This window comes from Hyphomicrobiales bacterium (assembly GCA_039973685.1).
Taxonomy (GTDB): domain Bacteria; phylum Pseudomonadota; class Alphaproteobacteria; order Rhizobiales; family JACESI01; genus JACESI01.
In genome coordinates, this window is record JBDWKL010000046.1 from 105,104 (window position 1) to 126,497 (window position 21,394).

Genomic DNA, 21,394 nt, shown 5'->3' on the forward strand with positions numbered 1-21,394 from the left:
TGAGCCTATGACTAAGAATTCTAAAGCGGGATCCAGTTCATCTGATCCCGCTTTTTTAATTGATCCACCCTATACCTGCGACTTGTGCCCTCGCCTGCATGACTTCATCGGTGGCTACAAAAAAACTGAACCGATATGGTTCAACGGGCCAGTTCCAACATTTGGCGACCAAGACCCCAAAATATTGATTGTTGGCTTGGCGCCCGGTTTGCGCGGGGCGAATAAAACAGGTCGTCCCTTTACCGGTGATTATGCTGGTGACCTTCTTTATGAAACGCTTGCGAAATTTGGCTTCTCATCTGGCACTTACGATAAGCACCCTGATGACGGGGTGACCCTGCATGACATTGCCATCACTAATGCAGTGCGTTGCGTTCCACCGCAAAACAAACCGACGACTGAGGAAATAAAGACCTGTCGACCGTTTCTGCAAAACACAATTGCCTCATACAAGAACCTTAAGGGTTTCTTGGTTCTCGGGCGCATCGCTCACGATACCTTATTGCGCACCTTCTCTATTCCGCTCAAAACGCACCCCTTCGCCCACGGCGCAGTGCATGAGACGGAAGCAGGCTTGATGATATTTGATAGCTATCATTGCTCGCGCTACAACACGAACACGAACCGACTGACACCTGAGATGTTTGAAGATGTGTTCAAAACCATGCGCGAGCGTATCGACGCATAAAGCACACTTGGCGGCACTTATCCGCGATCACGCATGAGCCGTGATTTCTCACGGTTCCAATCGCGACGCTTTTCCGTCTCGCGCTTGTCGTGCAACTTCTTACCTTTGCCAAGACCAAGTTCGATCTTCGCCCGCCCACGATCATTGAAATAAACCTTCAGCGGTATCAGCGTCATGCCGTCTCGTTGAATGGAGGCAGACATTTTGTCAATTTGTTTTCTGTGCAACAAAAGCTTGCGACGGCGGCGCGGCTGGTGATTAAATCGGTTCCCTTCCAAATATTCAGGAATATAGGAATTAATCAGCCAAATCTCATTGCCTTCGTCACTGGCATAACTCTCAGCAATCGTCGCCTTGCCTCCACGCAACGACTTCACTTCGGTGCCTGTTAGTAGCAAGCCCGCCTCAATCGTTTCCACGATTTCATAGTTATAGCGCGCCTTGCGATTATCGGCGGCGACTTTAATAGACGGTTTTTTTGCTTTCTTATTGGCCATCAACCTGCATTCAATTTAACAGACCAGCATGAATGAGGGCTGCATCAATTTCGCGCTCAACAGCTTCAGAAATGGTCGTAAGAGGAAGGCGAACTTCGTTGTTCAAAACACCAAGTTTCGACAAAGCATATTTGGCACCAGCAACGCCTGGCTCCAAGAAAATTGCACGATGAAGCGGTGCCAAACGATCCAAAATTTCTAGCGCACCAGCAAAATCACCCGCGAGCGTTTTTGTTTGAAACTCAGAACATAGACGCGGCGCGACATTGGCTGTAACCGAAATACAGCCGCGGCCACCATGTGTATTGAAAGCAAGTGCAGTCATGTCTTCACCAGAAAGCTGGATGAAGTCTGTGCCCATTGCCATGCGCTGCAAAGCAACACGGGCCAAATCGCCAGTCGCATCTTTAACGCCGACAATGTTTTCACAGTCGTTAAACAAGGCTGCCATCGTTTCAACCGACATATCAACCACGCTACGAGGCGGGATATTATAGATGATGATCGGGATCGAGATTGCGTCATTAATCGCTTTAAAATGCGCATAAAGACCCGCTTGCGTTGGTTTGTTGTAATAAGGCGTTACAACCAAAACGCCATCAGCGCCGACGCTTTCAGCGTGTTTTGCAAGATCAATCGCTTCAGCGGTGTTGTTTGAACCAGCACCCGCAACAACAGGAACGCGCTTTGCAACCGTTTTAACGCAAAGCTCGACCACACGTTTATGCTCATCGTGGGTCAATGTTGGTGATTCACCTGTGGTCCCCACTGGCGCAAAACCATGAGACCCTTGTTCGATTTGCCATTCAACGAATTTCACAAACGCTTCTTCATCCAAAGCACCGTTTGAAAATGGCGTTACCAAAGCTGGCATTGATCCTTGAAACATAACCCTGTGGTCCTTCAACTAACCGTTTGGGGCGTTCACCCCGACAATTCCAATTGATTGCTTAAATATAGCCTCGAAACCATAAGTTCCGCATCACACGATAACAAGGCCTTGAGCTCATATTCAGCCGATTGGTAATACACGAATTTTCGATAGGGTAAATGGCATAATGAATGTTTCTTTAATCAGTTTAGGGCAAATTCGTCACTTATGGGTTGGGGTGTTGCCGACAGGCACCTTTTGTATGAGTTGAGTAATGAAGCCTTTTGCGAACCATTTCTGCCGTTTTACAGTTATTGCGGGCGCAAGCCTTCTTGGAAGTTTGAGCGTTTATGGCTCATTTTCTAAAGCCCAAGAACTGATCCCGTTCCCGTCTCCGCGCCCTGCCCATCAGGTGGATCAAGCCGCAACGACGTTGGCAATCGCGCCAGCGGCGGCCGCTACCCCTTCAGCCGTTGGTCAACTTATTCCATTCCCTGTCGTTCGCCCGAGCTATATAGGCACGCCGCAAACCACAGTGGCGCGAACATCCCAGAAGGCTTTGGCAGGCGGCCCATCGACTAAGGGTCATTCTATTGCCCCCTTGCGCAGCTTCTTTGCATCGTTCGATAAAAAAGATGGCGCGGGTGCACTTCGAGCAAAAGCTGCCCTTCGTCATCCGCTCGATAAAAAGATCGCCGCATGGATGATCTCAACCACATCCACACGAGGTTTTTCTCATTCGACCTTGCTTAAGAATAGCCAAGAGGTGAATAATTGGCCTGGTGGTGCGGCTATGCGGTTGGCACGAGAAAACACGCTGGTTAAGCGCGCAAAGCCTGCGGCATGGGTCGCGCGTTCTCTGCCACAAGAACCTTCCACCGATGATGGGAAGATGCTCCAAATCAAATCACTGCTTGCAAGTGGTGATAGAAGCCGAGCAACAAGCAACCTACGTAAGTATTGGGTCAATCAGAATTTCAGCCGCTCGCTTGAGGCGCGCATCTTAAAATCATACGGCAATCTATTGTCTCGTCGCGACCATGAAGCCCGTGCAAGCCGTTTGCTTTATGATGAGCGTGCGAATGCTGCCCTTCGTCTTGCACCAAAAGTTTCACGCAGCAACCGCGCGTTGATGAATGCGCGAATCGCAGTGATCAGACGACAAAAAAATGCAGGCAGCCTACTTGCGAACCTTCCTGCTTCTGCCAAATCTGATCCAGCCTACTTCTTCGCTCGCGTCCAACATTTGCGTCGTGCAGATAATTGGGTGTCAGCGGGTAAAGTCATGGTCCAAGCACCACGCGATCCATCTCGCCTCGTAGATTTACGTGAATGGTGGATTGAACGCCGCATTGTGTCGCGCAAAGTGTTAGAAGCAGGTCACCCTCGCCTTGCTTATCAAATCGTCTCGCAATTTTCGACAGATCGCGCGGTTGATCGTATCGACGCGCAATTCCATGCCGGATGGTACGCGCTTCGCTTTGCAAAAGACCCGAAAACCGCTCTTCGTCATTTCATTAAAATTCGCGAAATTTCAGACAAGCCCCTTTCCCTTTCCCGTGCTCATTACTGGACTGGCCGTGCCCACCAAGCACTGGGTTCAAACGGTCAGTCGAAACAGTCCTATCAGCAAGCGGCGCGCTATCCACACACCTATTATGGACAGCTCGCCCTTCGTCAGCTTGGTCATAGCTCGATTGCATTAGCACAGCTGCCCAAAACGGCTGCTGCAAAGGCTGGTTTTGAACGGCACTTGTTTGTGCAAGTCATTCGCCGCCTCGATGAAGCAGGTCAAAAAGGCCGCACAGGCATCTTCTATCGTCATTTAGCGCAAACCCTCACCAATCCGGCTGATGTTACTCTATTGGCCGTATTAGCTGATCAAAACCGTCTCTTCCCGATTTCACTGCAAGTCGGCAAGCTGGCGTTATCAAAAGGCGTCAATGTCCCTCGCCTTGCCTTCCCCCTCGGCGCTATCCCGCGCAAAGCTGGCATCTCGAACCAAGATAAAGCAATGGCCTATGCAATCGCCCGCCAAGAAAGCGCCTTTAATGTGGGGGCCGTTAGCCATGCAGATGCACGCGGCCTCATGCAGCTTCTTCCGTCAACGGCGAAACTCACAGCGAGAAGGATTGGGGTTGCTTACCGCCCATCCAAATTGACCCGTGACGGCGCTTACAATGCGAAACTTGGCAGTGCCTTTTTAAATCAACTGATCAAACGTTTTGGCGGGTCTTATATTTTGGGTTTTGCTGGATACAACGCAGGTCCGCGCCGGTCTGATGAATGGATCAAACGCTTCGGTGATCCACGTCGCAACGCCGTTGACGCGATTGATTGGGTCGAGATGATCCCTTTTGCCGAGACGCGTAATTACGTTCAGCGGGTTATGGAAAACTTTCAGGTCTATCGCCACAGATTAGAAAACGCCCCTCTTTCAATCAAGAAAGACCTGAACAAAGGCCGCCCAACCTAGTTTGAACGTTAAGGTTGGTTGTGGATGCGCTCTTGTCATTGCGGGGCACCTGCCATAAACCAAGGGTCAAACAATCAATCATCTGGGTGGCGACATGTCAGCAAATAGGAATGCAGATATTTGGACAGAGTTTTCATGCTCTACATTTGATGGTCTAACCATACGTGGGCGCGATTATGGGGACCGTTTATCAACAAACACTCCCCTCGTCTGTTTGCCAGGACTAACACGCAGCACACGTGACTTTGATGCGATTGCCCGATTGATCAGCCAAGACCCTGAGCAACCACGTCGGGTTTTATCACTCGATTATCGTGGCCGTGGTCAGTCTGACTATGACCCGAATTGGAAAAATTATACGCCAGCGATCGAAGCAGGCGACGTCTTAAACGCGATCGCTGCAGCGGGTATGCAAGATGTGGTGATCTTTGGAACCTCTCGCGGTGGCATCATCGCCATGCTGCTCGGCTCTATGCGCCCAGGCATTATGAGTGGGGTTGTCCTCCACGACATCGGACCAACCATCGATATTACTGGCTTGTTGAAGATCAAATCTTATTTGACGCAAATGCCAACACCGAAAAATTGGCCTGATGCGGCACAAGTATTAAAGACCGTGCATAAAGGTAGTTTTCCAGATTATGGCGAAGATGATTGGCACCAAGCAGCTCACCTCACCTTTGCGAATAAAGATGGCGAGCCTGTCGTTGATTTTGATCCGGCACTAATAAAGACATTGGCACCAATATCGAGAGATTCTGAATCGCCAAACCTGTGGCCGCAATTCTTGTCGCTACGTTCTAAACCGTTGCTCGTCATTCGTGGCGGCAATTCTGATCTCTTTAGCGCTGAGACATTAGAAACAATGGACCGCGCCCACCCCACCATGAAAAGCGTCACAGTGCCAAACCAAGGCCATGTACCAAGCATAATGGGTGACGAAACCGTCAACGCCATCAAAGAACTACTGAAGGAAGCTGACGCTAACGCGCATTAAGCGCGGACAATTGGACGCAGGCTGATCAATCAAACGTAAACAAGAGACATAAAAAAACCGGCGTTTTTCCAAACGCCGGTCATTATTCGTGTTTTCTTCAATGCGTTATTTTTTGCCCTTGGACGAACCAACTTGGCCTTTATCCACGCGCTTTGAAAACTCTGTATCTTTACCAGCAGCCAAAAGCTTAGCTTGGGAAATCCAGTCTTCACGGTCAATACGACCAGGGAATGCTAGGAATGTACCAACCCAATCAGCTTCTTTTTGTTTCCAAGCACTGATTTGCGAGAAGTGATAGATGCCGAGACCGTTGAGATTTTTCTCGTTAACCGGACCGATGCCTTTTACACGCTTCAAGTTGTCTTTGCCGCTACCAAGTGGTGCGCCAAGGACAAGTGGTCTTTTACCCGCAGCATCAGCTTCAGCAGCTTTTGCAGCTTGCGCTTTAGGGATTTTCATCTCTACCGCAGAAGCTTTGATGTTCGCTTGTGTAGCGCCACCAGTAGGTTTCGCAGCAGCAGGTTTCTTTGCTGCTGGTTTTTTAGCTGCAGGCTTAGGCTTTGCAACTACTTTTGGTGCTGGAGCCGCTTTAGCAACAGGCGCCGGTTTTGGCGCTGGCGCTGGCTTTGGTTTTGCGGCAGTCGCTGCAACAGCAGCAACACCAGCCGCAGCCGCTGCGCCACCAGCAACAGCTGCTGGTCGACCGAAACGGTTATCTTCAGCACGAGCGACATAACGCGGCTCTTCTTTGGCACTGAAGAAACGGCGGGCAAGACACCCAAGAATGCAACCGATGACATAAGCGAGTGCAATAAGCAGTAGTGAATATAGTACGAGCATTGTCATGGTTTATTTCCCCTGGCTTTCTTTTGGCTTGCATGTAAACCAGCCGACGATCAGTCCAATGACCAATGCGATCAGCAGAAATACCCATAATTGTTGAACTAGATAATCCATTAATCTGTTTCCCCCCTAGTTAGCTTTTATCAGCGAAAATTCAATGCGACGGTTTTTCGCTTTGTTTTCTCTACTGTTGTTTACAACAACTGGGTTCGTTTCTCCATACCCAACTGCATTTAAGCGATCTGCCGATACACCTGCATTCACAAGATAGTCTACAACAGACTTGGCACGCGCCTCACTCAGACGTTGATTGAAGCTTTCGCTACCATCTGAGTCTGTGTGTCCACCAACCTCAAAGCGTGCCTCAGGGCAGCTTATGATCTGAGCAGCAACACCGTCAAGAAGGCCGAAGCTATCAGACAAGATGCCTGCTTTCGCTGATTGGAAGAAAATCTTGTTCTTGGCGATTGTCTCCAAAATACCGGCGCTACATGCTACTGGCTCTGGCGTTACAGGTGCTGGTGGCGGTGTAACTTGCGATAGGATAGCCGTTCCAGTGAAACCTTCAGGCAAACCTTTCTCAAAGCCGTCTTTGATGTCATTCAACGAACCACTAACTGGCACAACACCATATAGAGTTGCCGTTGTATCACTGATGGCAAGTGAACCAGTGTTAAGCTGGGCTAGACCTTCAAAGCCTTTCACGGCAGCACCTGAGAAACCAGCCGGTGCGCCTGCTTCAATAGCCAAGTCAATACTGTTCAAGTCTGAACCAAATTGACGATTAGCACCAGCTGTCATCACAATGCTCGCCTCACGGCTTGGTGACAACCCAGACACTTTCACGCCATCCTTTTTCGACGCATTCAATGTGAATGGTGAAACAGGGGCTGGCTCTGGCTCAACTGGCGCTGGCGGAGGTGTAAGTTGCGATAGGATAGCCGTTCCAGTGAAACCTTCAGGCAAACCTTTTTCAAAGCCGTCTTTGATATCATTCAACGATCCACTAACTGGCACAACACCATATAGAGTTGCCGTTGTATCACTGATGGCAAGCGAACCAGTGTTAAGCTGGGCTAGACCTTCAAAGCCTTTGACGGCAGCACCAGAGAAACCAGCCGGTGCGCCTGCTTCAATAGCCAAGTCAATACTGTTCAAGTCTGAACCAAATTGACGATTAGCACCAGCAGTCATCACAATGCTTGCCTCACGGCTTGGTGAAAACCCAGACACGTTCACACCATCCTTTTTCGACGCATTCAATGTGAATGGTGAAACAGGTGTACGATCGATCTCAGCGCTTACAACAGTAAAGCCTTCTGGTGGGTTTTTAGCATCTGCAGTTGCAATATTATACCCTTCAGATGTGGCCGCCGTTCCATCGATGAAAATGTCTGTATCTTCGATACGTACAGAACCATCTGTGAAATGAGCAAGCATGTCGTTGCCATATTGAGTAGCACCGACAAAGCCAGCTGGAGCGCCATTTGCAAGTGTTGATGCATCAGTAACGTTCCAGCCTTTTGAGCCGCCAGCACCTGAGAGGCCGATTTTCACAGCATCCGAAGGCACAGAACCGTTAAACGATACTTCACCACCATTTTTCACCGCTGAGAAGCGATAAGGTGAGGCAGTTGGTAACGCGATGTTTTTCTCAACAAGCTTATAGCCAGCAGCAATTCTGTCAGCAGACGCGTGAGCGGCTGTATAAGAAGCGGCATCTTTAGCTACACCATTGATGCTGATATTCTGATCAGAGATTTGAACAGAACCCTCAGAGAAGTTCGATACCATCTTATTTGCAAAGCTTGCAGCATTTACAAAACTAGATGGTGCACCAGCATTGATTTCTGTCTGATCGACAACTGTTTCAAAACCAGCACCTTTTGCACTTGAAACAAGTGCGCCTTTAGATGTGTCAGAAGAAACGTTACCTGTCAGCGTAATCTGCGATGCGTCATCGCCAACTGTGGCACCATAAGTGAATGGCGATACAGGTGTTACTCCAATATTAGTAGAACCAATATTCAAACCAGTCGGCGCAGCATCAAGTGAGCCTACAACAGAGCGTTGGGCCGCTGGTGAAGTGGCTGACCCTTTGAGCGACAATGTATCGCCGAAAGTGGACAACTCAGCTGTATCAAGGCGATTAAACTGAGCCAAACCAAATGATGTCATAAGGTCGAAGTTTGCCGGTGCATCATCTGCCACTGTCAAATTATCAGTTACAGAACCATCGGTTAAACTACCCGCTTGAGCAACAACATTAGTACGAGCATCTTCTGATGGAACATTGCCCTCAAGAACAATACCTTCAGCGGATTTTTGCGCGCCAAAGATATATGGCGAGAATGCTGGGATTGGTGCAGGTGCAGGCGCAGGTTCTGGTACTGCAACGACTTCCGCCGCAGGTGCAGGCTCTGGAGAAGATAATGCGAGATTACCAACAGCTAGACCAGCAACAACACCAGTTGCAATTTTCGCACGGAATGCGTTTTCGGCATCTCTGTTTGCAAAGTTACCTTTGAAACGGAAATCATTGCCAGAAATTGAAGCACTACCATTCTCTACTGTGCGTAGTTTTTCGATCGCAAAATTTGCGCCTTCTTGATAGTTGCTAGCAGCGCCAGAAGCGAAAACCATATTATCCGTTACAGAACCACCATTTGCGATTTCGCCAGCTTTCGCATTGAGAGCTTCGCGCACTTCGCCATTCGGCACTGATCCAGACAATACGATGCCACCAACTGATTTTGACGCATAAAATACATAAGGCGAAGCAGCTGGTCGTTTGATATCAGCGCTACCTAAGCTCAAACCAGCAGGAAGACTGCCAGACAAAGCTGCATTTACGGCATCGTAAGTTGGGTTATTTTTAGCAACACCAGAAATGTCCAAGCTGCTGTCTGTGATTTTAAATTCACCTGAAGCAAGCTCTTTGACCTGACCAACGGCGAAACCAATTTGCTCGCCTAGTCCATCAACACTACCACCTGCCGCTTGCAGTTCATTCACAACTGTCGCGTCAGGCATTGCAGCAACAACGTCTTTTTCAACAACGCCTGTTGCAGTTTCTGAACCGACATAACCAGAGAGCGTAATTGTTGATCCGTCAAATTTGCCAGATGTTACGAAAGGAGACTGGACTGCCAGCTCATCAATTCCGCTACCGTCCACAACCCGAACACCCCAAGTGCCAGCATCACGGTCACGGAACACGCCGTCAGCGATTTTCAAGGCATCTTGTTTTGCTTCTAAGGAAGGAGCAACACCACTTATGGAAAGATCACGGCCATCAAGTTCTACACTTGCCCAAGGGTGATCTGAAGAAAGCTTCCCAAGCGCACGCTTGGTCAAGTCAGTTTCAATTGAACCCGCTTTCAAGAACATTGAGATCAAAAGAAGCAAGCCTACGGCTAAAATTCCTGGCCAAATCCAGGCTGATGGGCGGCATTTCCACATAATATTCCCCTATTGTAGTAGTACCCTGTCGCCAAGCGAAAGGTTAACAAACCCTAAATTCCGAGCGTTTGATAACGCGGCACCAGACTGGATGCAACCCAGAATTGATGTTTGTCGCTGTTTTTAATAAAAATACTAAAATTTTCGGCGAATTGATAAATAACCGCCGACCTCACCATTATTGTCATTTGCGAAGAAAAATTCATTTCCTGCGCCAAAATTATCGACAGAGTCATAACCAATTTCCGCAAGTATTTCAGTATCTTTCCATGCAGACCAAACAATATTGACAGCGCCGTCAATGCCATTTTCATTACGAAACCCTGATTGCGTTGCCGTAACGTAAGAGAAATCAGCGTTCAATCTGAGGTTGTGATGAAGACTGTAAGTAACTCCGCCAAATACACTAAAAGCGTCTAATCCGTCGCTAAACGCAAACACGATATCATTGGAGGAACGCAGCGCGTAGGTCACACCTAAATGAGCGGCCAATAGTGGGTGAACATAGGCTAGTTGGGCGGCGAAACCATAGCCTAATTCAGCATTGTCTTGAAAGGTGAATTGGCTGCCGTTTCGGACCGCGACGGGCAGCGGGGCACTGGAAATGAAATCATCAACACTCACAGCAGCCAAACCAAATGATGCGCTGAATGCTCCGAACTTCTTCCTCACACCCAGTCCAAAATTTGGCAAATCAGCCCTAGATCCAGAAACAGTATTGCTTCCATCACTAATCGAACCCACAATATCTATGCCGCCAATGCGGGTTTGATAACTCAGCCCAAGGGCTGAACGAGCATCCAAGCTTTCAGCTCCTCGCCGCGTAAAGCCATCGGCAATGAACACTGAGCCGGCATTTTCAATCTTACCAAGTTTAAATTGCCCTCGGCTATTATCCAGTTTCAATTGGAAAGCATCCAGACCAACGGCAAAATCTCGTTCAACAGCACCAAGGATCAAATCTTCCGATACACCAGGGTCATACTGCGATTGCAAACGGATAAATGAGGATAACGTGCCAATTTGAGTGCGTTTGAACCACTTAATATCAATGTCACTTCGACCCGTATACTGGACAGAAGGAAGTCCGTCGATGACATCTGTTGGATCATTAAAAGCAACCCCACTCTCAATGGCGAAGCTCCATTCGAGACATCCCGCATTGAAAGGCACTGCTTTATAACGGCTCCCAGAGAAGTCGCATTCTGATTTGCGGGTGATTGTTGTGTTTGAGGTGGCAGCATTTGCCGTTGTTGAATTTACCGTTTCTTGAGAGGCTGCAGAAGCCACACCAAAAGAACTAAATCCTACAAAAAGAAACAAAAAGCTTGTTTTTATAAAATTCCAAAATCTGTAAATAGACAACAAAGAACGCACGAAACAAACTTACTGCAACTAAATCTAACCTTAAATTCCGTTAATACTCTACAAATGCAAATCAATTTTGTACATACAAATTTTCAAGTGTGAATAAGTATTTCAAAATATTAAACCCACCACGCCTTGCCCCATTCTCGGCAAAATGCACGCTCACATTGTTATTCATCAAACAAGAGGAGAACGCGTAATGGTGAGAACAGATGATGTCGTGTTGCATGGCTCCCCTTTCAAGCCAGAAATCAATCAAACCTTGATACGTGCCAAACGCCGTGAGCTGACTGTACTCTTATTGATGCAACCAAGCACGAACATGAAGGATTACCTTTTCCGCGGGCACTCAAATAGCACTACAATTCGCGAAGGCCAGCAGCAATAACGTGTGACAGACGACTTGGCTAAAAGGCCGTCATCGTAATACCCAATTAAAAGTTGGATGCCTTGCAATAAACACTTGCCTATATCGATTTGATACATATATGATTGATATGTATCAGACGAGAGTATAGCGCTTATACGTGCGCACTCCGTCATCGTTTCGCAATGTCGGTATATGCCCATGAATGTTAGAACCCTTTGCCTTGCAATTTTGAATTTTCAAGATGCGACAGGCTACGAGATCCGTAAGTTGTCTATGGATGGCAAATATAGCCACTTCGTTGATGCAAGCTTTGGTTCAATCTATCCCGCTCTCAACAAGCTTGAAAATGATGGCTTTGTCACATTCAAAGATGCTGTTGAAGCAGGCAAACCAAACCGAAAAGTCTATTCCATTACGGATGCGGGACGCCTTCACTTCTTACAGTCCTTAGAAACACCTCCTGCTAAAGACGTTTTTCGCTCTGAGTTTTTGATGATCGCTGTTTGTGCAGAATCATTGCCAGCCGAGGTTGTTCAAAACGCAATCAACACGCGCCGCGAACAACTCGTGTCCGAGATCGAACTCCTTAAAAGCATCGCAGAAAATTCAGAAGCCTCCGAAGGCGTTCGATGGGCCGCGGATTACGGCATGGACTGCATGGCGAATTCTTTGAGGTATCTGGAAGAAAACAAACCAACACTGAATAAAATTTCCGGCATTTATCAGCCGATCAACGAAGAGGCTGCTGAGTAGTCCCTCCCCGACTCTAAGCAGAAAAAGCATGACGATCCCAACACCATACCTTTTAGCCGCCGGCCTTACTGCTGTCGTTGCTGGTTGGATGCTATCAGGCGACATTGTAACTGGTGGGCGCGAAGACGCGACACCTGAAACGGTGAGTGAGAGAAACCAAAAAGCTGAGCAAACACTATTCAAGGTTCAAACCAACGTATTTGAAGCCAAACCTCGAATAGCTTTGATTGAGGCACGCGGCAGCACGGAAGCAAGCGGCAAAGTATCGGTTCGGGCCGAAACGACAGGCTTACTCTTAAAGCGCCATGTAGGAAAAGGTGACGCAGTAAAGGTCGGAGATCTCATTTGCTCACTCAAAACGGGCGACCGCGAGGCACGTGTTGCCCAAAGTGCGGCTGAGCTCAAGCGCGCACAAGTTGAACTTGATGCAGCGCGTAAACTGGTGACCAACGGCTATGCGACACAATACCGTGTCGTTGAAAACAGCGCGACCCTAGATGCTGCGATTGCACAAATGAAAGCCGCTGAAATTGAGCTAGGGCGCATCGAAATTCGCTCCCCTGTTGCGGGCCTCATTCAAGACCCCTTTGCCAAGGTTGGCGATATGCTTCAGCTTGGCGATATTTGCGCCAATGTGATGGACCCACAAAGCATTATCATGACTGCGCAAGTATCAGAACGTTACATTGGCCGCATGACGATTGGCAGCAAAGCAAAGGTCCGCGTTATTACAGGTGAACAGGTTGAAGGCGCAATTCAATTCATCGCCCCATCAGCAGACACAGAAACACGTACTTTCCGCATCGAGATCGCGCTTCCCAATGATGATGAAAAAATTAGGGATGGTGTAACCGCTGTTGCGAGCATCGTTTTGCCCGGTGACACATCCCATCTATTACCTGCTTCAGTGCTAACGCTGAATGATGCTGGTGAAATCGGCGTAAAAATGGTCAAAAATCCAAATATTGTTGCCTTCACACCTGTCGAAATCCTCGAGGACACACGTGACGGTGTCTGGGTGTCAGGGCTGCCAGCCAGCGCTAATTTAATTATCCGTGGCCATGAATATGTGACCAATGGGCAAAAAGTTGATCCTGTAACGAAGACGGCGGAGATCAATTAATGACTGAAGCCTTAGAAGTCATACTAAGACGCCCGAAAACCGTTCTCACTATGATGCTGTTTATGCTGGCGGCTGGCATTTTGACTTATGTCAACATTCCCAAGGAAGCAAACCCCGACATTGACGTGCCCGTCTTCGCTGTTTCGGTCACCCAACAGGGCATCTCACCACAGGATGCGGAGCGCCTGCTTGTGCGCCCGTTGGAAACACAGCTTCGCGGTCTTGATGGGCTTAAAGAAATCACCGCCGTCGCCTTTGAGGGCGCTGCAACGGCAACGCTGGAATTTGATGTTGATTTCGACAAAGACAAGGCGCTTGCCGATATTCGAGACAAGGTAGATCAAGCTCAAGCCGAGTTTCCGCCAAATGCTGATGAAGCGGTGATCACCGAGACCAACTTCTCACTGCAACCAACAATCTTTGTCACCCTTTCAGGTGATGTGCCTGAACGTGCATTGCACCGCCACGCCAAACGCCTGCAAGACGAAATTGAATCAATCAGCACCGTTCGCGAAGCCAATCTTCTGGGCACGCGTGATGAGCTGATGGAAGTGATCATCGACCTTGAAAAGCTCGAATCCTACAATATCAGCCAGACCGAATTGGTAACGGCAGTAACCGCGAACAACCAACTTGTTGAAGGTGGGTTTTTGGATACAGACGGGGGCCGCTTCGCTCTTAAAGTACCCGGCCTTGTGGAAGACGCGGAAGATGTAACTCAAATTCCTATTCGCCAAATTGGAGATGCGGTTATCACACTTGGTGATGTTGCAGAACTTCGTCGCACATTCAAAGATGCCTCAAGCACCACCCGCGTAAACGGCAAGCCAGCGATTGCAATTGCTGTCGTCAAACGCATTGGCCAAAACATTATCGACAACAATGCGGAAGTGCGAACTGTTGTTGAAGAATTTAGTAAAGACTGGCCCAAAGCGATCAAAATCGATTTTGTTCTCGATCAATCGAACTTCATTTTTGAAGTACTCGGATCGCTGGAAGCCTCCATCCTAACGGCGATCTTCCTCGTGATGATCGTGGTGGTTGCGACCCTCGGCGTAAAATCGTCGCTGCTGGTTGGCTTCTCAATCCCCCTCTCCTTTATGGTTGGCTTCTTGATCCTCAGCCTCTCCGGCTACACCGTCAATATTATGGTTATGTTCGGTCTCGTTCTAACCGTCGGGCTGCTGGTTGATGGCGCTATCGTGATGACCGAATATGCAGATCGGAAGATGTCGGAAGGCATGAGCCACAATGAGGCTTATATCCGCGCAGCCAAGCTGATGTTCTGGCCGATTGTTTCATCAACTGCGACAACTCTGGCCGCCTTCTTGCCGTTACTTTTGTGGCCTGGCGTTCCCGGTGAATTCATGAGTTACTTGCCGATCATGGTGATTATCGTGCTTTCTGCATCCTTGCTCACGGCCATGGTATTCCTGCCTGCTTCTGGTGCATTGTTGGGGCAAATGTTTGCTTTTGCAGGCCGTCACTCTGCCATCTTGTTAAGCCTGCTTATGGCAGCTCTAGCGGGCACCGCGACTTACCTTCTTTCCTCACCTATATTAAGCGGTGCACTTGGCATTGATCCCGCCATTCAAATGCAGGCAACCATTGTCGCAACAGCATTAGTGGCTCTGATCGTCGCAATGGCAATTTATCCCCTTGCCAGCTGGTCACATCGCCGCAACGCGAGCAAACCAAAGATTGATGAAACGGCTGAACTTTTAGCGGGCACAGAGACACTCCAACTGCACAAGCTTAAAGGTGCAACGGGGTTTTATGCTCGCACAATCAACCTACTTGCCAACAATTTATTGGGCAATATCGCCGTGCTGGTGGTGACAATCGCTATTTGTGCTATCACCTTCGTCCAACTTGGCGAACGCTTTAAGGGCGTTGAGTTTTTCGTAGATGAAGAACCAGATCAAGCCATCGTCTTCGTATCTGCTCGCGGCAATCTCTCTGCTAAAGAAGCAAGCGATATCGTTGGTGAAGTTGAAGAGGTTATCCTCAACATACCGGGTATTCGGGCTGCTGTCATGACGGCAAGCTCTCCAACAGGCGCAGGTTCTGGCGGCGGCGGTGTTGGCGGTGGCACTGGTGAAATACAGGACAAACCGAGAGACGCAATCGGCGAAATATCGCTGGAGCTTGGTGATTATAAATACCGCCCAAGCTGGAAACTCATCCAGCAACAAATTCGCGTTCAAACAGCCCAAATTCCGGGTATCAAGGTTGAGCCTAAAAAGATCGAAGGCGGCCCCCCAACAGGCAAAGATGTTCGTCTTGAAATCAAATCAACAGACTACGACAAGCTTGTCCTAGCTGTCGGAAGAGTTCGTGGTTTCCTCGATCAGCAGGTTGACTTGCTGGATACGGAAGATGGTCGCCCTCTCCCCGGTGCGACTTGGGAGCTAACGATTGATCGCGAACAAGCAGCCCGCCACAACGCAACAGTTGCCGCTATCGGTGCCATGGTTCAATTGGTATCAAACGGCGTTCTCATCGGCACTTATCGCCCAAGCAACAGCGATGAAGAAGTGGATATACGTGTCCGCCTGCCGAAGGAACAGCGCACTCTATCAACGCTGGATGATCTGAGACTGCGCACAGAAAGCGGGCTTGTCCCCTTGTCAAATTTCATTACGCGTGAAGCCAAACCAAAGGTATCCTCAATCACACGCCGTGACGGCCTTTATGCAATGGATGTGAAGGCGAACTTGAAGCCTGGCACACAAATTACCGTTAAAACTGGATCTGGCGAAGAGGTGACCCGCGCCATCACTGCTGATGACAAAGTAGGCCAAGTTCAAAAGTGGTTGGATGATCAAACATGGGATCCATCCATTCAGTTCCGTTTCCGTGGTGCCGATGAAGAACAAAAAGAATCCGGTGAGTTCCTGACCAAAGCCATGATCGGCTCACTGTTCTTAATGTTCATTATCCTTTTAACCCAGTTCAACAGTTTCTATCAGTCCATCTTAACGCTCGCGACTGTCATCTTAGCTGTCTTTGGTGCCCTGATTGGTATGATGGTCACAGGGCAGAAGTTCTCAATTATCATGACGGGTACAGGCATCATCGCGCTTGCTGGTATCGTTGTGAACAATGCGATTGTGCTGCTGGATACTTATAACCGCATGCGCTCGGAGGGCATTAACATCCCTGATGCTGTGGTAAAGACTGCAGCACAGCGCCTGCGACCAATATTGCTTACGACTGTGACCACCATTGCAGGCCTCGTGCCAATGGCGACACAGATCAACTTGAACTTCTTTGAGCGCGTAATATCCGTGGGTAGCATTACCTCAATTTGGTGGGTTCAGCTTTCCACAGCCATTATTGCGGGCCTCGCCTTTTCAACGCTGCTCACGCTCATACTCATACCTTGCATGCTGGCTCTGCCACATAATGTCGTCATGTTTATCCAAGGCGCTGGTAATTTGGGTGCTTCCGCGAAAGAATTCATGCGTGGAAGGAAGCGGATTTCGGCAACAGCAGCACATGAACCAGAGCCAGAAGTAAGAACGGTGCGAGAGATTAAACCGCAGATGGCTGCAACCATAAGCGAAGCAGCAGAGTAATGATCTGAGCGACGGCGCCGAATAGCACCGTAACAATTAATTGGTTCATTTACGTTTTAGATAGTAAAAACCATTATCATCAATCATAGCGCTCTTAGGAGCAAACGGCCATGGGACACATTAGCATCATGAAAACTTTTTCACGCGTAAGCTTTTTCGTATTCACAGCAGTGATTTTATCAGCTTGCGGCGTTCCGTTTGTCCCACTTATCTAATTATTTAAGCGTCGTCTGCTTCACCTTTTGATACGGTTGCCAGTGCGTCTTGCTTAAGTTTCTTTTGATAAGAAAACCAACCAATCGGAATACAAACCATATAAATGACGACTGACGCGGTCATGAACCACCACGTATAGGTCAGCAAAAGTGCGACCAAAGCAACAAATACAATGATTGCAGGGACAACCCATTCAGCTGGTATACCTTTGCCAATCGTCTTGCCTGAAAATGTTGGCAAACTGCTCACCATCAAAAACGCAATTGCCAAAACATAAGCGATGACGATGCCTTGCGTGACTTCTGTGACAGGAAAATCAAGAAACGAGAGATAAAGCGGGAAAAGCGCAGCGATCGCCCCTGCCGGAGCAGGTGTTCCTGTAAAGAAAGTCGATTGCCACGCTGGTTTGTTCGCGCTTTCAAGTGCTGCATTAAAGCGAGCAAGACGGAGTGCTGCGCAAATTGAAAAGATCAAACAGGCAATCCAACCGATAGAACGGTAATCCTGCAAACCCCACATGAAGAGTAAAATCGCTGGAGCAACACCGAAATTGACAAAGTCGGTGAGTGAATCCAATTCTGCGCCAAATTTGGTTGAGCCTTTTAGGAACCGTGCGAGACGACCATCCAACGCATCAAGAGCACCTGCCACAATGATCAAGATCACTGCCAGCTCCATGCGCCCTTCAATGGCCATGCGGATCGCGGTTAAACCTGCTGAAAGCCCAAGTAAGGTTACAAGATTGGGCGCGATGACACGATAAGGAATTTGTCGCTTTTGGCGCACCGGTTTTTCCGGTTCTTTTCCCTCAGATGGGTCGAGCGGTTGGAAACCTGTATCCATTTTAGTCGATCCTTACCGGACGTTCTTGGCTTTCAATATCAAAACGCGCAAGGATGCTCTCGCCCGCTGTCATGATCTGGCCGATATGCACCTGCGGTTGGGCATTGTTTGGCAGATAGACATCAAGGCGCGAACCAAATCGAATAAGTCCAAAGCGCTCACCCGCGGCAATTTGATCCTCTTCTTGCGACCAACATACAATACGCCGCGCAACAAGACCTGCGATTTGCACAACACCGATTGTCCCTTTTTCGCCAGCAATAACGAGGCTGTTCCGCTCATTGTCTTCGCTCGCCTTATCAAGATCTGCATTGAGAAAAAGACCCGGCTTATAAGCGATTTTATTGATATTGCCAGCAATAGGTGCGCGGTTCACATGGCAGTTGAACACATTCATAAACACACAAACGCGCATCATTGGCTCATCGCCAAGCTCTAATTCAGCAGGAGGCACAGCGGGGCCAATAAGGCTGACACGCCCATCTGCCGGACTGATAACCATTGACGGATCAATTGGCGTTACCCGTTGTGGATCACGGAAGAAGTAAGCTACCCACGCCGTGATGATCAAACCAATCCAAAATAGCGGTTCCCAGAAAAAGCCAAGCACGAGGCTTGCAACACCTGCAATGGCGATAAACTTGTGCCCTTCTTTATGAATGGGAACGATGGCGGCACGCACAGAGTCTAATACAGACATGAAGGCTCTCTCTTTGAAGAACGAAAATACAGTGATGTGGTTCTGCCATCAAAAGGACACGATTAAAAGAGGTGAATGCCAATTCTGTTAAACTGTTAAGAAGCAACTCCCTAGGATCAGCCCCTAGATTTCATCTTCGGCCCGTTTTCCACGGGTAACCAACTCACCGCCCTCTTCGTGAACAGCGCGAAGCCTTTCTTCTGCTTCACTTGCTTCACGTTGCCGCGCCCACATGGAGGCGTAAAGGCCATCAAGCTCAAGAAGTTCATCGTGTTTGCCACGTTCACGGATTGCGCCGCGCTCCAAAACAATGATCTCATCAGCGCCAATAACAGTTGACAGACGGTGGGCAATTACAAGCGTTGTGCGATCTTGAGAGACCTCATCAAGAGCTGCTTGAATTTCGCGCTCTGTATGTGTGTCGAGTGCAGAGGTTGCCTCATCAAGCAGTAGAATTGGTGGGGCTTTCAAAATGGTTCGTGCAATGGCGACCCGTTGTTTTTCGCCGCCTGAGAGTTTCAACCCACGTTCGCCAACTTCGGTATTGAACCCTTGTGGGAGCGTCTCAATGAAATCAGAAATCTGTGCCATGCGTGCGGCTTCACGCACTTCTTCTTCGCTCGCATCAGGGCGACCATAACGGATGTTATAGGCCACTGTATCATTAAACAGCACCGTATCTTGCGGCACCATGCCAATAGCAGAACGCAGAGAATTTTGCGTAACATCGCGGATATCTTGCCCGTCAATCAAAACACGCCCACTGCTTACTTCATAAAAGCGGAATAACAGCCGCGAAATGGTCGATTTACCCGCACCTGACGGCCCAACGATAGCGACCGTTTTACCAGCTGGCACTTCGAAATCGACGCCCTTTAAGATCGGGCGTTCAGGGTCATAGGAAAACCGAACATCTTCAAACCGCACAGCACCCTGTCCTGCTTTCAAAGGCTTTGCGTCCTCTGCATCCTTGATCTCCGCAGGCACATCAAGCAGAGCAAACATTTCTTCAGTATCGGTCAGTCCCTGTTTGATCTCGCGGTAAACAAAACCGATGAAATTGAGCGGGATGGCAAGCTGGATCAACAAGGCATTGATCATGACAAAATCGCCAATCGTTTGCGTTCCATCAATCACAGCAAGGGCTGACAAAATCATACAAAGCGCAACGCCGATTGAAAGAATGACCGTCTGGCCAATGTTCAACCAAGCAAGCGAAGTCCAAACTTTAACGGCGGATTCTTCATACCGCGCCATTGAGTTATCAAACCGCCCTGCTTCCATCTTTTCATTGCCGAAATATTTGACGGTTTCAAAGTTCAACAGGGAATCGATCGCCTTGGAATTCGCCTCAGTGTCCGCATTATTCATGTCGCGGCGAATGGCAATGCGCCAATTGCTGGCACGAATGGTGAACCAAGAATATCCATGGACCGTGATGGCAAGAATGATGACATATGACAGCCCGAACTGGACATAAAACACCACCGCCATCAGCACAAATTCAAGAAGCGTTGGAACACCAGACAGGATGGAAAATCGAACGATCCCCTCAATCCCCTTCACACCGCGTTCTATCACACGGGACAGTCCGCCAGTGCGCCGCTCCAAATGGAAACGCAACGACAGATCATGCATATGAACGAATGTTTTTTGCGCCAACTTGCGCACAGCATGTTGACCGACACGGGCAAAATAGGCGTCTCTGACCTGGTTGAATACCATGGCGAGTATGCGGGTTAGGCCATAGGCGATGATCAACATAACTGGCGTGATCATCCATAAGGGCCAGCCATCTAGACCACCCTCGCCTGTTAGCGCATCCGTTGCCCACTTAAAGGTGTAGGGCGTCAGCACCGTTACTATCTTCCCGCACACCAAAAAAACCATAGCAATCGCAACACGCATTTGCAGATCTTTGCGGTCTTGCGGCCAGATGTAAGGCCATAGGCTTTTCATGGTTTGCCAGTCACCACCATCCGCGCGAACGGTCGGTTTTGGGGGCGCGTCTTTAGCCGCAGAATTTTGAGGCTCTTGCGGTTTTTGCGCACTCTTATTTTGCGACGTATTGGTAGCCATAAAATCCCCTGATTGCAGCCGCGGTTGGCTGGCTACCGTGCTTATCCTGAAAGTAGGAATTAATCACGTGCAGTCAATCAACTATGTGGAACTTGTCACCACAAATAATGACCAATAAGGAACGCTTGGTGCTTATTGGGTTTCCGGTTTCGCTAAAGGAGCAACAACAACGACTTGGTCCACAGTATTTGCAGCCCCTGGCACTTGGCCTTCACCGGGTACTTTGAATATCTGACCTGGAAAAATCAAACGCGGGTTTTTGATCTGGCCTTTGTTTTGCTGATAGATCGACGTATAGCGACGTCCATCACCATATAAACGTTGTGCAATCGTCCAAAGATTGTCGTTCTTGCGGATGATCACATTGCCAACTTTCGCGTCGGCAAGTTCAGCAGGCGTTAGGTCTTCAACGGCAAAAGGCACAGCAGCACGTGCGAGAACATCACCACTACCCTGTTTCAGCAAATCAACACGAATATCGTATTTACCTGGACCAAGCGGTTTGGTCCCCTCCAAAAGCCATTGAC

16 protein-coding genes are annotated in these 21,394 nt (G+C 48.7%); 7 read left to right on the plus strand and 9 right to left on the minus strand.

Annotation, left to right across the window (positions count from 1 at the left end; all coding sequences use genetic code 11):
* The first annotated feature begins 7 nt into the window (after positions 1–7).
* Positions 8–688: a uracil-DNA glycosylase gene (locus ABJO30_13275; protein ID MEP3233790.1), complete on the plus strand. Its 681-nt coding sequence runs from the start codon at positions 8–10 to the stop codon at positions 686–688.
* Between the two features lie 17 nt (positions 689–705).
* Here the strand turns inward: ABJO30_13275 and smpB are convergent, their stop codons facing one another.
* Together smpB and dapA are read right to left on the minus strand one after the other, a co-directional pair.
* Positions 706–1,185, minus strand: a complete 480-nt coding sequence (gene smpB / locus ABJO30_13280; GenBank protein MEP3233791.1) for an SsrA-binding protein SmpB — start codon at positions 1,183–1,185, stop codon at positions 706–708.
* Positions 1,186–1,195: 10 nt separating this feature from the next.
* Positions 1,196–2,074 (minus strand): 4-hydroxy-tetrahydrodipicolinate synthase, encoded by an 879-nt coding sequence (gene dapA, locus ABJO30_13285; GenBank protein ID MEP3233792.1) that lies wholly within the window; start codon positions 2,072–2,074, stop codon positions 1,196–1,198.
* A 256-nt stretch (positions 2,075–2,330) separates the two neighbouring features.
* Here dapA and ABJO30_13290 point away from each other — a divergent pair, with 256 nt between their 5' ends.
* The gene (locus tag ABJO30_13290) at positions 2,331–4,532 is read left to right on the plus strand and encodes a lytic transglycosylase domain-containing protein (GenBank protein MEP3233793.1); all 2,202 of its coding nucleotides are present in this window, start codon (positions 2,331–2,333) and stop codon (positions 4,530–4,532) included.
* Between the two features lie 94 nt (positions 4,533–4,626).
* Positions 4,627–5,529, plus strand: a complete 903-nt coding sequence (locus ABJO30_13295; GenBank protein MEP3233794.1) for an alpha/beta hydrolase — start codon at positions 4,627–4,629, stop codon at positions 5,527–5,529.
* Between the two features lie 105 nt (positions 5,530–5,634).
* Here ABJO30_13295 and ABJO30_13300 read toward each other — a convergent pair whose 3' ends face one another.
* The 3 genes from ABJO30_13300 to ABJO30_13310 form a co-directional block, all read right to left on the minus strand.
* The gene (locus tag ABJO30_13300; GenBank protein ID MEP3233795.1) at positions 5,635–6,375 is read right to left on the minus strand and encodes a proton-conducting membrane transporter; all 741 of its coding nucleotides are present in this window, start codon (positions 6,373–6,375) and stop codon (positions 5,635–5,637) included.
* 126 nt (positions 6,376–6,501) lie between these two features.
* Positions 6,502–9,834 (minus strand): OmpA family protein, encoded by a 3,333-nt coding sequence (locus tag ABJO30_13305; protein MEP3233796.1) that lies wholly within the window; start codon positions 9,832–9,834, stop codon positions 6,502–6,504.
* 135 nt (positions 9,835–9,969) lie between these two features.
* Positions 9,970–11,211: a hypothetical protein gene (locus tag ABJO30_13310; protein MEP3233797.1), complete on the minus strand. Its 1,242-nt coding sequence runs from the start codon at positions 11,209–11,211 to the stop codon at positions 9,970–9,972.
* A 190-nt stretch (positions 11,212–11,401) separates the two neighbouring features.
* On the opposite strand from ABJO30_13310, the gene ABJO30_13315 reads away from it, so the two are divergent.
* The 4 genes from ABJO30_13315 to ABJO30_13330 all read left to right on the plus strand — a co-directional run bounded on the left by ABJO30_13315 (position 11,402) and on the right by ABJO30_13330 (position 17,029).
* Positions 11,402–11,590 (plus strand): hypothetical protein, encoded by a 189-nt coding sequence (locus ABJO30_13315; GenBank protein ID MEP3233798.1) that lies wholly within the window; start codon positions 11,402–11,404, stop codon positions 11,588–11,590.
* A 180-nt stretch (positions 11,591–11,770) separates the two neighbouring features.
* Positions 11,771–12,325 (plus strand): PadR family transcriptional regulator, encoded by a 555-nt coding sequence (locus ABJO30_13320; protein ID MEP3233799.1) that lies wholly within the window; start codon positions 11,771–11,773, stop codon positions 12,323–12,325.
* A 28-nt stretch (positions 12,326–12,353) separates the two neighbouring features.
* Positions 12,354–13,448 carry an efflux RND transporter periplasmic adaptor subunit gene (locus tag ABJO30_13325; GenBank protein ID MEP3233800.1) on the plus strand — a complete coding sequence of 365 codons (1,095 nt, stop codon included), beginning with the start codon at positions 12,354–12,356 and terminating at the stop codon, positions 13,446–13,448.
* Entirely contained in the window at positions 13,448–17,029 is a 3,582-nt protein-coding gene (locus ABJO30_13330) for an efflux RND transporter permease subunit (GenBank protein MEP3233801.1), read from the plus strand. Before ABJO30_13325 ends, ABJO30_13330 begins: the two co-directional genes overlap by 1 nt.
* Before the next feature lie 219 nt (positions 17,030–17,248).
* Here ABJO30_13330 and pssA read toward each other — a convergent pair whose 3' ends face one another.
* The 4 genes from pssA to ABJO30_13350 form a co-directional block, all read right to left on the minus strand.
* Positions 17,249–18,088 (minus strand): CDP-diacylglycerol--serine O-phosphatidyltransferase, encoded by an 840-nt coding sequence (gene pssA / locus ABJO30_13335; protein MEP3233802.1) that lies wholly within the window; start codon positions 18,086–18,088, stop codon positions 17,249–17,251.
* A 1-nt stretch (position 18,089) separates the two neighbouring features.
* Entirely contained in the window at positions 18,090–18,788 is a 699-nt protein-coding gene (locus ABJO30_13340) for a phosphatidylserine decarboxylase (GenBank protein ID MEP3233803.1), read from the minus strand.
* Between the two features lie 123 nt (positions 18,789–18,911).
* A complete protein-coding gene (locus tag ABJO30_13345) occupies positions 18,912–20,867 on the minus strand; it encodes an ABC transporter ATP-binding protein/permease (GenBank protein ID MEP3233804.1) in 1,956 nt (651 codons plus the stop codon).
* Between the two features lie 132 nt (positions 20,868–20,999).
* Positions 21,000–21,394, minus strand: a 395-nt coding sequence (locus ABJO30_13350; protein MEP3233805.1) for a LysM peptidoglycan-binding domain-containing protein, incomplete at its 5' end; no start/stop codon positions are given.

Excerpts from the sequence above, each read along its gene's own strand:
- ABJO30_13290 (MEP3233793.1), top strand. The coding sequence starts at position 2,331 with ATGAAGCCTTTTGCGAACCATTTCTGCCGTTTTACAGTTATTGCGGGC.
- ABJO30_13305 (MEP3233796.1), bottom strand. The coding sequence starts at position 9,834 with ATGTGGAAATGCCGCCCATCAGCCTGGATTTGGCCAGGAATTTTAGCC.
- dapA (MEP3233792.1), bottom strand. The coding sequence starts at position 2,074 with ATGTTTCAAGGATCAATGCCAGCTTTGGTAACGCCATTTTCAAACGGT.
- smpB (MEP3233791.1), bottom strand. The coding sequence starts at position 1,185 with ATGGCCAATAAGAAAGCAAAAAAACCGTCTATTAAAGTCGCCGCCGAT.
- pssA (MEP3233802.1), bottom strand. The coding sequence starts at position 18,088 with ATGGATACAGGTTTCCAACCGCTCGACCCATCTGAGGGAAAAGAACCG.
- ABJO30_13320 (MEP3233799.1), top strand. The coding sequence starts at position 11,771 with ATGAATGTTAGAACCCTTTGCCTTGCAATTTTGAATTTTCAAGATGCG.
- ABJO30_13330 (MEP3233801.1), top strand. The coding sequence starts at position 13,448 with ATGACTGAAGCCTTAGAAGTCATACTAAGACGCCCGAAAACCGTTCTC.
- ABJO30_13295 (MEP3233794.1), top strand. The coding sequence starts at position 4,627 with ATGTCAGCAAATAGGAATGCAGATATTTGGACAGAGTTTTCATGCTCT.
- ABJO30_13275 (MEP3233790.1), top strand. The coding sequence starts at position 8 with ATGACTAAGAATTCTAAAGCGGGATCCAGTTCATCTGATCCCGCTTTT.
- ABJO30_13300 (MEP3233795.1), bottom strand. The coding sequence starts at position 6,375 with ATGACAATGCTCGTACTATATTCACTACTGCTTATTGCACTCGCTTAT.
- ABJO30_13325 (MEP3233800.1), top strand. The coding sequence starts at position 12,354 with ATGACGATCCCAACACCATACCTTTTAGCCGCCGGCCTTACTGCTGTC.
- ABJO30_13345 (MEP3233804.1), bottom strand. The coding sequence starts at position 20,867 with ATGGCTACCAATACGTCGCAAAATAAGAGTGCGCAAAAACCGCAAGAG.
- ABJO30_13340 (MEP3233803.1), bottom strand. The coding sequence starts at position 18,788 with ATGTCTGTATTAGACTCTGTGCGTGCCGCCATCGTTCCCATTCATAAA.
- ABJO30_13315 (MEP3233798.1), top strand. The coding sequence starts at position 11,402 with ATGGTGAGAACAGATGATGTCGTGTTGCATGGCTCCCCTTTCAAGCCA.